Source organism: Streptomyces sp. NPDC051776 (assembly GCF_040681345.1).
Classification (GTDB): Bacteria; Actinomycetota; Actinomycetes; order Streptomycetales; family Streptomycetaceae; genus Streptomyces.
In genome coordinates this window covers 49,228-61,041 of the sequence record NZ_JBFAYQ010000006.1, presented here as the reverse complement: position 1 = coordinate 61,041, position 11,814 = coordinate 49,228, and the positions used below count along the sequence as shown (strand labels likewise).

The following is an 11,814-nucleotide window of genomic DNA, read 5'->3' as shown; positions in this document are numbered from 1 at the left end:
CTTCCGGCGGCTCCGGGGTGATCTTCACGTCGCGCTCGCCCCCGGGCTCGCACCATCCCCAGGTCGCTCATGGCTGCGTACGGCGCTACTCGTCCCCTTCCACGCCTTTCGCTGCGCCCAGTGTACGGGGCTTCGCCCACCGCGGCCGACCGGATTCCGCGTGACCCGAATGGCGACACGGGGAACGACGGAGTGCGGGCGGCGGATTACCGGGCAGGCAGTGGGGCACAACGGTTGCAGACCTGCCCGGATGACGTGGCGGCCATGGTTTGCCCCGTTGCCGCCGCTTTGGAGCCGATTTATCGTCCCAGCACGACTCGCGTGCAAGATCACATATGTGAAGGGGCCGCGACCATGGTGGCGAAAAAGTCCGCCGTGAAGAAGTCGGCGTCGACCGGATCGCCCGGCGCGGCGCCCAAGAAAACGTCGGCGAGGAAGAGCACCGTGAAAACGACCCCGCGAGTAGCGAAGACGACGCCGGAGAAGAAGACGCAGGGAGCCGCGGCCAAAACCGCGCCCCCGAAGAAGTCGGCTGCCAGGAATGCCCCGGCGAAGACCCCCGTGAAGACCGGGCCCCAGAAGACGGCACCGGAGAAGACCACGAAGACCTCGAAGACCACACCGGGGAAGATCGCGGCCCAGGGGGCCGAGACAGAGCGGGCCGAGACGGAGAAGGCCAGGCCGGAGCAGGTCACCCCCGCCGGGGACAGCACGCAGGACACCGGGCCGGACACCTCCGGAACGGGGAAGGCCGCGGCGAAGAGGACGGAGCGCGCTGTGAAGTCCGAGACCGCCGGGAAGAGCGCGGTGAAGACCGCCGCGGCGAAGAAGTCGGCGGCGAAGAAGTCCGCCGCAAAAAAGACGGCCACGAAGAAGACGGCCACGAAGACAACGGCCACGAAGACAACGGCCACGAAGACAACGGCCACGAAGACAACGGCCACGAAGAAAACGGCCCCGAAGAAAGCGGTGGCGAGCAGGACGACGGCCGCGGCGAAGACGGAGCCGGCCGGCGACGCCGTGACGGAGTCCGCCGAGGCCATGCCCACGACCGGCACCTCACGGACGGCGAAGCCCGCCTCCGGGAAGTCGGCAGCGGGGAAGGCCACGACCCGGAGGACCACGGCCAAGAAGACCGTGGCGGCGAAGAAGGCGACGCCCGCCGCGCGGAGGCCCGCCGCGAAAAAGACGGGAGCCGCACCGGCGGCCGCGAAGAAGGACCCGGGCAGGACGCCCGCCGCGGCGAAGGCCCCCGCGGCCGCAGCGTCCGCCGTACCCGAGGCGCGCGTCGGCAAGGCCGCCCCGGGCGATCTCGCCGTACGCCCGGGGGAGTCCCCCTGGACCACGGAGGAGGTGGCGGAGGCCCGCGCCGAGCTGCGGGAGGAGGCCGAGCGCCTGCGCGATGAGCTCCTCGCCTCCGAGGCGGCGATCACCGGCTTGATGCGCGACTCCGGCGACGGTGCCGGGGACGACCAGGCCGACACCGGCACCAAGAACATCACCCGGGAACACGAGCTGTCGCTGGCCGCCAATGCCCGGGAGATGCTCGTGCAGACCGAGCGCGCGATCGAGCGCCTCGACGCCGGCACCTACGGGCTCTGCGAGTCGTGCGGCAACCCGATCGGCAAGGCCCGGATGCAGGCATTCCCACGCGCGACTCTGTGCGTGGAATGCAAGCAGAAGCAGGAGCGGCGCTGAGTGTCCGCACGTGTGTGCCGTACTCTCGTCCTCAGTTCGGCCGGGCGGGTTCCGGCCCGTGGACACAGGCTGAGGGACTGACGTGGCAGAGGCGGAGCGGACGATCGGTACTCCAGGGTTCGAGGAGGGGGCGCCGGAGCCGGAGCATGACGGGGAGCCCACGCCCAAGGGCCGGCGGCGGATCGCGGTCCTGCTCGGCGTGGCTGCCTTCGCGTACGCCCTCGACCTGGTCAGCAAGATGATCGTGGTGGCGCGTCTGGAGCATCACGCCCCGATCGAGATCGTCGGCGACCTGCTCAAGTTCGAGGCGGTGCGCAATCCCGGTGCTGCATTCGGCCTCGGTGAGGCCCTGACCATCGTCTTCTCCGTCATCGCCGTCACGGTGATCGTCGTGATCGCACGGATCGCGCGCAAGCTCTACAGCGTGCCGTGGGCCATCGCCCTCGGCCTGCTGCTCGGCGGTGCCTTCGGCAACCTGACCGACCGGATCTTCCGTTCGCCCGGCATCTTCCAGGGCGCCGTGGTGGACTTCATCGCCCCCGCCCACTTCGCGGTCTTCAACCTCGCCGACTCCGCGATCGTCTGCGGCGGCATTCTGATCGTGATCCTGTCCTTCCGCGGCCTGGACCCGGACGGCACCGTCCACAGGGACTGACGCCCGGGCGGCCGAGAGCGGCGGTCCGTCCCGCGCGGGGAGGGGCGGAGCCTGCGGCGGGGACGGGCGTACGAGCGGCCGTACGAGTCGCTGCCCGCAGTCCGGCATACTCGACGGGTGAGCACGATTCCCGAGATCCGCACGCTGCCCGTACCCGACGGCCTCGAGGGCGAGCGCGTCGACGCCGCCATTGCCCGGATGTTCGGCTTCTCCAGGACAAAGGCGGCCGAGCTCGCCGCCTCGGGCAAGGTCCAGGTCGACGGCGCCACCGCGGGCAAGTCCGACCGCGTGACCGGCGGCGCCTGGCTCGAGGTGGAGATGCCTCAGGCCGCGCCGCCCGTCCAGGTCGTCGCCGAGCCCGTCGAGGGCATGGAGATCGTGCACGACGACGACGACATCGTCGTGATCATGAAGCCCGTGGGTGTGGCCGCCCATCCCAGCCCGGGCTGGAGCGGCACGACCGTTATCGGTGGGCTGGCCGCGGCCGGCTACCGGATCTCGACCTCGGGCGCCGCCGAGCGGCAGGGGATCGTCCACCGCCTCGATGTCGGTACGTCGGGACTCATGGTCGTGGCGAAGTCCGAGCGCGCGTACACCGTCCTCAAGCACCAGTTCCGGGAGCGTACGGTCGACAAGCGCTACCACGCGCTCGTCCAGGGGCATCCGGATCCGCTGAGCGGCACCATCGACGCCCCCATCGGCCGCCACCCCCAGCACGACTACAAGTGGGCGGTGACCGCCGAGGGCAAGCCGAGCGTGACGCACTACGACCTCATCGAGGCGTTCCGCGCCGCCAGCCTGCTCGACATCAAGCTGGAGACCGGCCGCACCCATCAGATCCGGGTTCATATGGCTGCCCACCGCCACCCGTGCGTCGGCGACCTCACCTATGGCGCCGACCCGACCCTGGCCAAGCGGCTGAAGCTCGGCCGTCAGTGGCTGCATGCGGTCGGACTCGGCTTCGAGCACCCGTCGGACGGGAGCTGGGTGGAGTTCGAGAGCCACTACCCGGAGGACCTGCAGCGCGCGCTGGACATCGTCCGCTCGGAGAGCGCATGACCCCGCGTTCCCCGTCCGCGTCCTCCCCGTCCGCCTCCGCCGCTTCCGGTACATCGCCGAACGAGCCTGGCCGCGAGTCGCCGTACGAGGTGCGGGTCGCCGAGGGCGAGGACGACCGCGCCGCCTGCTTCGCGGTCCGCACAGAGGTTTTCGTCCGCGAGCAGTGCGTGCCCGCAGCGATCGAGAGCGACGCGGACGACGGCGGTGCCGTGCACGTCCTGGCCGTCGGTCCCGACGGCTCGCTGGGCACCGGGCGTTTGCTGCACGGCCCGGCCGCCGCGGCCAGGAACGGCGGTGACGAACGCATCGGAGGGCTGGGCCGCCTCGCCGTCACACGAGCGGCGCGGGGCCTGGGCGTCGGCGCCGCGGTGGTGCGGGCCATCGAGGGGGAGGGGCGTCGGCTCGGCCTGACCGCCATCGACCTCCATGCGCAGGCGTCGGCGACCGGATTCTACGAACGGCTGGGCTACGCGCCCTACGGCGAGGAGTTCCGGGAGGCCGGAATCGCCCACCGCTCGATGCGGAAGCTGCTCTAGCCCCCATCTTCAAAGCCCGTACAGCGCCCGGGCGGGCCAGTATGCGTACGGGCCCTGAGTGCCCGGCTCCGCACAGCGCCGCGGCGCCCCGGTCCCGGCGAGCGGTCCGCAGGCTGGACGGCAGGACGGCCAGGCCCACGCCCATGGCACGCTGGGAGCCGTTGATCATCACTTTCTGAACTCCCGGAGCGTGCCGACCGTGGACCAACTGGCCCTGCTCTTCGCCCTGCTTCTGGGAGCCCTGGTCACGGTCCCGCTCGGTGAGCGGCTCGGCGTGCCCCCGCCCGTGCTCATGACGCTCGGTGGGATCGTCGCCGCGCTGCTGCCGTTCGTGCCGAACGTCGATGTGCCGCCCGGGCTCATCCTTCCGCTGGTTCTCCCGCCCCTGCTGTACGCGTCCGTGCAGCGCACCTCATGGCGGCAGTTCGCGGCCAACCGGCGGCCGATCTTCCTGCTGGCGGTGGCACTCGTATTCGTCACCACGGCCGCGGTCGCCGCCGTCGCGCACGCTGTCGTCCCGGGGCTGCCGATCGCGGCCGCCTTCGTGCTCGGCGCGCTCGTCGCACCGCCCGACCCGGTGGCGGCGACAGCGGTCGCCGGGAAGCTCGGGCTGCCGCGCCGCATGGTGTCGATCCTCGAAGGCGAGGGCCTGTTCAACGACGTCACGGCCATCGTGCTCTACCACGTGGCGCTCGGCGCCGCGGTGGGCGGCACCTTCTCCGTGCCCGGGGCGGTCGGTGAGCTGGTGCTGTCCGCGGTGGTCGCCGTGGCGGTCGGCCTGGGCCTCGGCTGGGTGGCGCACAGGCTCATGGGCATCCTGGGCGAGGCCACGCTGCAGATCGGTCTGACGCTCCTCGTGCCCTTCGTCTCGTACGTCCTGGCCGAGGAGTTCGAGGGCTCGGGCGTGCTCGCCGTCCTCACCACCGCGCTGTTCCTCGCGGAGTACGCGATGGACCCCGACGACGTCGTCGGGCGTCTCGCCGGAGATACATTCTGGAACGTGGTCGACACCCTCGTCACCGGGGTCGCCTTCGGCCTCATCGGCCTGGAGCTGCACAACGTCTTCGGCACCGCGACCGGCCGCTGGGGCCAGATGCTCGGAGCGGCCGCCGCCGTGGTCGGGGTCGTCGTGGTCGTCCGGCTGCTGTATCTGCTGCCCGCCGCCTGGGCCGCCCGGCGTATGCACCGGCGCTCGGACGTCGAGGAGGACATCCCGCTTACCTGGCGCGAGACCGTGATCATGTGGTGGGCCGGGATGCGCGGGGTCGCCTCGGTCGCGCTGGCCCTCGCGATCCCTTTCACGATCGACGACGGCGGGGACTTCCCCGCCCGTGAGGAGATCATCTTCATCGCCTTCGGTGTCGTGCTCACCACCCTGGTGCTGCAGGGCATGACCCTGCCCTGGCTGGTCAACCGACTCGACGTACGCCACGACAGTGACGTCGAACGCGAGCAGGAGCGCCGGCTCGCGCTCCGCGTCGCCAAGGCCGCCAAGCGACGGCTGCGCGAGATCGAGGCGGTCGAAGAGCTGCCGGAGGAGCTGTCCGAGCAGATGCTCCGCCGCGCCTACGACCTGGCCTCCCGGATTTCGCCCGACATCGTCGACGAGGAGCGCCGCGAGTCCCATCGCAGGCGCACCCAGAGGGTTCGTCGGGTCCAGCGCATCCAGGGTGAGCTGCTGTCGGCCGCCCGTCACGAGGTGCTGGCGGCGCGCAGCGAACCGGGCGTGGACCCCGAGGTCGTCGACCGCGTCCTGCGCCAGCTCGACATGCGGAGCCTGCGCAGCGGCCCGCCGTAGGATCGAGAACGGATCTTGAGGGTCTCTCTCGGATCTCTCCGGACGAGTGGATGGGGCAAGGATGTCGCGCACAGTCGTCATCAGCGGTGGTGGTACGGGGATCGGGCTCGCGGCGGCGCGCACCTTCGCCCGGGACGGCGACAGCGTGGTGCTCATCGGGCGGCGCGCGGAGGTCCTCGAACGGGCCGCGGCGGAGCTCCCGGACGCGGTGGCCTGCCCTGCCGACCTGACCGATCCGCAGCAAGTCGCCCGCGCCGCGCACTTCGTGTGCGACGAGTTCGGCGCCGTCGATGTCCTGGTCAACAACGCGGGCGGCAACGGAGGCCTCGAAGCCGAGGCCGTTCCGGGCGATCCGCTTGCCGTCACCGCCCACGACTGGACGCTCAACTTCCGTCTCAACGTGCTCACGGCCGTCCTGCTCACCGAGGCGCTCCGCGACCATATGGCATCGCCCGGAGGCCGGGTGCTCTTCCTCAGCTCGATCGCCGCCCTGCGCGGGTCCGGCGCCCACGCATACGGTCCCGCCAAGGCGGCACTGCACCCGTACGCGTTCTCGCTCGCCCGGGACCTCGGACCGCGCGGTGTGACGGTGAACCTCGTCGCGCCCGGCTACGTGGAGGAGACGGGGTTCTTCGGGGGCGAGCTGCCGGAGGAGCGGCGCCGGCGGCTGATCGACGAGACGCTCAACCACCGGGCCGGCCACCCGGGAGACGTCGCCGCGACGCTGCACTGGCTCGCCTCCCCGGCGGCCGACCACATCACCGCCCAGGTGATCCAGGTCAACGGAGGTGCGGAGCGGGGGCGTTAGCCGTGCGCGAGGGCACAGGCCGATCGCGGGGCACAGGCCCATCGCGGGGCACAGGCCGATCGCGGGGCACAGGCCCATCGCGGGGCGTCGGCCGCTCGCGGGGCGTCGGCCGCTCGCGGGGATGGCTGCTCGTGGGGCGTTGGCTGCTCGTGGGGCGTTGGCCGATCGCGGGCGTCGGCCGATCGCACGGCACGGGGGTTCCGGCACGGAGCGAGCCGGCCGTGCGCCGGGACGACAGGACTGGAGGAGATCGAAGACGTCAGCGGAGAACGGCCGAGCCCGGTCCTCCGGGCCCGTCCTCCCCGCCGTCCTTCTTGTCCTCCCCGTCCTCCGGATCCGCGCCATAGGTCTCCTGCACCGTGGCGGTGACGATGCGCGGCAGCGCGTACGGATGCTCCTCGCGCAGCCAGGCGACCATCCGCTCCCGGACCTCGCAGCGCACCGCCCACACCGCGTCCGCGTCGCGTGCCGTGACCAGGGCGCGCACCTCCATCGTGGTCGGCGTGGTGTCGGTGACCAGAAGGCTCCAGTCGCGCCCGTCCCAGGCCGTGCACTCCTGCACGATCTCGCGCAGCCGCTCCCGCATGAGGCCGACCGGCGCTGCATGGTCGAGCTGGAAGAACACCGTGCCGGTCATCTGCGGCCCGCCGCGCGACCAGTTCTCGAAGGGCTTGCTGGTGAAGTACGAGACCGGCATGGTGATCCGGCGCTCGTCCCAGGTCTTCACGGTGAGGAAGGTGAGCGTGATCTCCTCGACGGTGCCCCACTCGCCGTCCACCACGACCGTGTCGCCGATGCGGACCATGTCGCCGAAGGCGATCTGCAGTCCTGCGAAGAGATTGCCCAGGGTTGACTGGGCGGCGATACCGGCGACGATGCCGAGGAGTCCGGCCGAGGCGAGCATCGAGGCGCCGACCGTCTGCATGGCCGGGAAGGTCAGCAGCATCAGCGCGATGCCCACGACACAGACGATCGCGGTCACCACGCGCTGGATCAGCGTGACCTGCGTGCGCACCCTCCGTACGCGCGCGGCGTCCCGGGTCCCCGTCGCGTACTTCGAGTACGCCGACTCCACGATCGCCGCCGAAATCCGGATGAGCAGCCAGGCCGTCGCACCGATGAGGATGATCGTCAGAGTCTGGCCGATGCCCTGGGTGTGATCGCGGGCGATGTGCGCCTGATCGTAAGTACTGCGGACCAGGGCGGCGCACAGCACGACCTGGAGGGGTACTCTGCACCGGCGCAACAGGCCCCACAGCGGGGTCTCCGGGTGCCTCGCGTCGGTTCTGCGCAGGATCACGTCCACGATCCAGCCGATGACGACGGTCACTGCCACCGAACCGCCGAGCACGAGCACCGGACGCAGCACGTCCTCCATGGACACTTCAGCTCCCTTCGGGGGTCGTCGGCCGGGCGCCGTAGGGGCGCCCACGGCTGTCCACGTACCCACGAAAGTAGCTGGCACGATGTGAGATGAGAGATACACCGAGAGGAAAGTGACCAGCCGTGGCGTCCTCGACAATCGTCCTCTTCCACTCGGCCTACGGCCTGCGGCCCGCGGTGCACGCGGCGGCCGACCGCCTCCGGGCTGCCGGCCACGAGGTTCTTGTGCCGGACCTCTACGACGGCCGGATCGCGGAGTCCGTCGAGGAGGGCATGGAGATCAAGGACGAGATCGGGCAGCACGAGCTGCTCAAGCGCGCGATCACGGCCTCGGCACCGCTCTCCGACCGTGGTCTGGTCTACGCGGGCTTCTCGCTCGGGGGCTCGATCGCACAGAACCTCGCGATGGCGGACGGCAAGGCGCGCGGGCTGCTTCTGCTGCACGGCACGTCCGACCTTGCGGACAGTGCCTCGGCCGACGAGCTCCCGGTGCAGCTGCACGTCGCAGACCCGGACCCGTTCGAGCCGGACGACTGGCTGAACGCGTGGTACCTGCGCATGCGGCGGGCCGGCGCGGAGGTGGAGGTCTTCCGGTACGCGGGCGCCGGGCACATCTACACCGACCCGGATCTGCCCGACTACGACGCCGGGGCGGCGGAGGCGACCTGGTCGGTGGCCCTGGGGTTCCTCGACGAGCTGTAGCGGCGGGCCGGCCACGCAGCGCTTCCTGGAGCGTGGCCGCCCGCACCGCAGGGGCTTCGCGGAACGCTGCGCCCGCCCGCAACGTGCGGCTGCCTGCCGCACGGGGAATGTGCGGCAGGCAGCGCTGCAGACGTCGGAGACAGCGGTGAGCCGGAGACGTCGGAGAGGCGGCGGGCTTCAGCCCGTGATCAGCTCGCGCGGTAGGCGAACCAGGACTCCGTCATGCGCTCCACCTGACCCGGCGTGAACTGCGTCATGCACGAGTCGTACGTGTAGTCCATGAAGTTCTTGATCGGGTCCAGGCCCTCGGCGGCGCAGGTGTCGCGGCCCACCGGGCACTCGAACGCCGGGCTCGCCTCGGCCGGGGTGTCGGCGACCATGTCGCCCGTGTCCGAGCAGCCGTCCTGGAAGGTGTGCCACAGGCCCATCCAGTGGCCGACCTCGTGGGTGGCGGTGTCGCCCTCGTTGTAGTTGGCCGCCGAACCGCCCGGCAGGGACTCGTCGAGGACGACGACGCCGTCCATCTTCGGGTCGTCCGGGTACCAGTCCGGGAACGTCGCCCAGCCGAGCAGACCGCCGCCGAGGTCGGCGGAGTACATGTTCAGGGCACTCGAACCGCCCTTGCGGAGCTTGGTCTTCATGGCGCGCTCCTGGGCGCCGTCGGGCTCGAGCTGGTTGTACCACTCGGAGTTGTCCGTGTAGTCGGTCTTGACGAGCTTGAACTTGAACTGGCTGGCGGTGTTGCCGTCGCCCTTGCCCGCGAACGCCTCGTTGAGCACGGTCATCTGACCGGCGACGTCGTCCGCGGTGAGCTTGCCGGTGGCGCCGTCGTGGATGACGTGGAAGTACACGGGAATGGTGGTGGGGGCGGCGGCCTTGGCCGCCAGCATCCGCCCCTGCGGAGACTTGCGGAGTTGCTCGACTCTGCGGTCGAGTCTCTTCTCCATGGCCTTGGCCTCGGCAGCGGTCACCTCGCCCGGCTCGTGCGCGCCGGGCTTGCCGTACTTGCTCTTCGGGTCCGCCACGCGCGCCGCGGCGCCCGCAGCGCTCCCGTCGGCACACTTTTCGGCCGCGGAGGCAGCCCTGTCCTGGGGTGCGGTCGCGGCGCCAGCCGGAGCCGACAGCGGGGCGAGGGCCATGGCCCCCGCCACCAGAGCGGTGCCGATGAAGCGGTTGCGAAGACGCGGGGATATACGGGCAGTTGGGCGCATGTGGGCTCCTCGCGAGCACGGTGACGGGTGGGATTTCCGCCCGTCGCCGGGAGATTACGAGGAGGTGTCAGATCTTCAGCAGATTCGATCTGGCCCAATCAACAAGTGGGGCAATTGCGGACGTTGGTGAGAGATCTCCAGACAACATCCCCACTATGAGACACATCGGGTACGACCGATGTAGCGGAGGTGAGTGGTATGTCCCGGTTGGCTCCCGGAACGCACCACTCACCGCGACCGCTCTGGATCGATCGATTTCAAGATCGATGTGGCCGAAAATCGGTCATCATCGAACGGGAGCGTCGACCCTTTCGACCTTCTGCGTACCGGACTTGGTCCGGTACGAACGCTTCCACTTCGAAGAGGCGTTGCGGTCGCCCTTGTCGGAGATCACGTAGTAGTCCATCTGCGTCCGCTCGGCGGTGACGTCGAGGACTCCGTAGCCGTGCGAGTCCAGGTCCACCCACTTCACATGGCGGTTGGCCGCCCTGATGATCCCCGCCGCGGCCAGCGACACCGTCTGGGCCGGAACGTGCAGGATGTCGTCGAGGTTGTCCGACGTCACCGAGGTCACCACGAATTCCGTGGCCGCGGATCCCGAGAACGGGTATGTGGCGGCCTTCACCGGGACGTTGTTCGCCCAGGCCATGTGGATGTCACCGGTCAGGAAGACCGTGTTGGTGATGCCCCGGTCGCGAAGATGCGCGACGAGTTCCCGCCGGTCGTCGGTGTAGCCGTCCCACTGGTCGTTGTTGAACGCCAGCCCCTCCTTGGGGAGCCCCAGCAACTCGGCGATCGGCTCCAGCAGATGGGCCGGCAGCGAGCCGAAGGCGAACGGCGAGATCATCACCGAGGTGCCGACCAGTTTCCACGAGGCGTCCGAGGAGGCGAGCCCGTCCTTCAGCCAGTCGAGCTGCGCGCGGCCCGTGATCGTACGGTCCGGGTCGTCGACACCGCCGCTCCCCGTCTTCGCCTGCTCGGAGCGGAACGACCGCAGATCCAGCAGATGCAGATCGGCCAGCTTGCCGAAGCGCAGCCGTCGGTAGGTCGTCCCCTCGGTGGAGGTGCGTACCGGCATCCACTCGAAGTACGCCTGTTTGGCCGCCGCCAGGCGCTGCGCCCAGGCGCCCTCCCCGTCCGGCGTGTGGTTCTCCGCGCCGCCGGACCAGGCGTCGTTGGCGAACTCGTGGTCGTCCCAGATCGCCACTACCGGATGCACGGAGTGCAGGGTCTGGAGGTCGGGGTCGGTCTTGTACGTGGCGTGCCGGACGCGGTAGTCGGTGAGGCTGATGATCTCGTGGACGGGGGAGTGGGGGCGTACCACGTACTTCGCCTCCGGGTACTGGCCCGTGCCGTACTCGTAGATGTAGTCGCCGAGGTGGAGCACCGCGTCGAGGTCGGTGCGGGCGGCCAGATGCCGGTACGGGGAGAAGTAGCCGGACTCCCAGTTGGCACACGAGACCACCCCGAACCGGACGGAGTGCGCGGCGTCGTGGTGCGCGGGTGCGGTGCGCGTCCGGCCGACGGGGGAGGTGGCATCGCCGTGGCTGAACCGGAAGAAGTACTCGGTGGCGGGGCGCAGTCCGCGGACGTCGACCTTCACGGTGTGGTCGGAGGCGGCACGGGCGCTCGTGCTTCCCTTGGCCACGACCTTGCTGAAGGACTTGTCCTCGGCCACCTGCCAACCGACCGTGACCTCCGGTCCCTTGCCGGAGCCGGGCATGGCCTCGGGGGTGGGCGTGACACGGGTCCACAGGAGCACGCCGTCGGGGAGGGGGTCGCCCGACGCGACGCCGTGCAGGAAGACGGGGGCCGCGTTGTTGGCGGCCATAGCGCCGGCGGTCCCGACAAACGGAATCAGTGCGGCGGAGGCGGCAGCGGCCTTGACGACCGTGCGGCGAGTGGTCTGGTTCGCTGAGAGTTCGGTCACGGCCGAACAGATTACTGAGTGGTAAGCCGAACGG

Annotated in this window: 11 protein-coding genes; 7 read left to right on the top strand and 4 right to left on the bottom strand. The window is 70.3% G+C overall.

What is annotated here, in order from left to right; genetic code table 11:
* Nucleotides 1–329: 329 nt before the first annotated feature.
* Complete coding sequence (locus tag AB0M26_RS07500) at nt 330–1,130, bottom strand: hypothetical protein (RefSeq protein WP_365256034.1); 801 nt, start codon at nt 1,128–1,130, stop codon at nt 330–332.
* A gap of 7 nt (nt 1,131–1,137) precedes the next feature.
* On the opposite strand from AB0M26_RS07500, the gene AB0M26_RS07495 reads away from it, so the two are divergent.
* From AB0M26_RS07495 to AB0M26_RS07470, 6 genes are all read left to right on the top strand, one after another.
* Nucleotides 1,138–1,698, top strand: a complete 561-nt coding sequence (locus AB0M26_RS07495; RefSeq protein WP_365256031.1) for a TraR/DksA family transcriptional regulator — start codon at nt 1,138–1,140, stop codon at nt 1,696–1,698.
* An 82-nt stretch (nt 1,699–1,780) separates the two neighbouring features.
* Entirely contained in the window at nt 1,781–2,353 is a 573-nt protein-coding gene (locus tag AB0M26_RS07490) for a signal peptidase II (RefSeq protein WP_365256028.1), read from the top strand.
* Nucleotides 2,354–2,470: 117 nt separating this feature from the next.
* Nucleotides 2,471–3,412 carry an RluA family pseudouridine synthase gene (locus AB0M26_RS07485; RefSeq protein WP_365256025.1) on the top strand — a complete coding sequence of 314 codons (942 nt, stop codon included), beginning with the start codon at nt 2,471–2,473 and terminating at the stop codon, nt 3,410–3,412.
* On the top strand, nt 3,409–3,948 hold the full coding sequence (locus AB0M26_RS07480; protein WP_365256022.1) for a GNAT family N-acetyltransferase: 540 nt from the start codon (nt 3,409–3,411) through the stop codon (nt 3,946–3,948). The genes AB0M26_RS07485 and AB0M26_RS07480 overlap by 4 nt, the downstream gene beginning before the upstream one ends.
* A 199-nt stretch (nt 3,949–4,147) precedes the next feature.
* Nucleotides 4,148–5,746 carry a Na+/H+ antiporter gene (locus AB0M26_RS07475; protein ID WP_365256019.1) on the top strand — a complete coding sequence of 533 codons (1,599 nt, stop codon included), beginning with the start codon at nt 4,148–4,150 and terminating at the stop codon, nt 5,744–5,746.
* Between the two features lie 61 nt (nt 5,747–5,807).
* Nucleotides 5,808–6,554 (top strand): SDR family oxidoreductase, encoded by a 747-nt coding sequence (locus AB0M26_RS07470; RefSeq protein ID WP_365256017.1) that lies wholly within the window; start codon nt 5,808–5,810, stop codon nt 6,552–6,554.
* A gap of 259 nt (nt 6,555–6,813) precedes the next feature.
* Here AB0M26_RS07470 and AB0M26_RS07465 read toward each other — a convergent pair whose 3' ends face one another.
* Entirely contained in the window at nt 6,814–7,932 is a 1,119-nt protein-coding gene (locus AB0M26_RS07465; protein ID WP_365256372.1) for a mechanosensitive ion channel domain-containing protein, read from the bottom strand.
* Nucleotides 7,933–8,060: 128 nt separating this feature from the next.
* Between AB0M26_RS07465 and AB0M26_RS07460 the strand changes: the two genes are divergently transcribed.
* Entirely contained in the window at nt 8,061–8,639 is a 579-nt protein-coding gene (locus AB0M26_RS07460) for a dienelactone hydrolase family protein (protein WP_365256014.1), read from the top strand.
* A gap of 188 nt (nt 8,640–8,827) precedes the next feature.
* Here AB0M26_RS07460 and AB0M26_RS07455 read toward each other — a convergent pair whose 3' ends face one another.
* Both AB0M26_RS07455 and AB0M26_RS07450 read right to left on the bottom strand, forming a co-directional pair.
* Nucleotides 8,828–9,850, bottom strand: a complete 1,023-nt coding sequence (locus AB0M26_RS07455; protein ID WP_365256011.1) for a zinc metalloprotease — start codon at nt 9,848–9,850, stop codon at nt 8,828–8,830.
* Nucleotides 9,851–10,136: 286 nt separating this feature from the next.
* Entirely contained in the window at nt 10,137–11,780 is a 1,644-nt protein-coding gene (locus AB0M26_RS07450; RefSeq protein ID WP_365256008.1) for an alkaline phosphatase D family protein, read from the bottom strand.
* Nucleotides 11,781–11,814: the final 34 nt, after the last annotated feature.

Excerpts from the sequence above, each read along its gene's own strand:
- AB0M26_RS07465 (WP_365256372.1), bottom strand. The coding sequence starts at position 7,932 with ATGGAGGACGTGCTGCGTCCGGTGCTCGTGCTCGGCGGTTCGGTGGCA.
- AB0M26_RS07470 (WP_365256017.1), top strand. The coding sequence starts at position 5,808 with ATGTCGCGCACAGTCGTCATCAGCGGTGGTGGTACGGGGATCGGGCTC.
- AB0M26_RS07455 (WP_365256011.1), bottom strand. The coding sequence starts at position 9,850 with ATGCGCCCAACTGCCCGTATATCCCCGCGTCTTCGCAACCGCTTCATC.
- AB0M26_RS07480 (WP_365256022.1), top strand. The coding sequence starts at position 3,409 with ATGACCCCGCGTTCCCCGTCCGCGTCCTCCCCGTCCGCCTCCGCCGCT.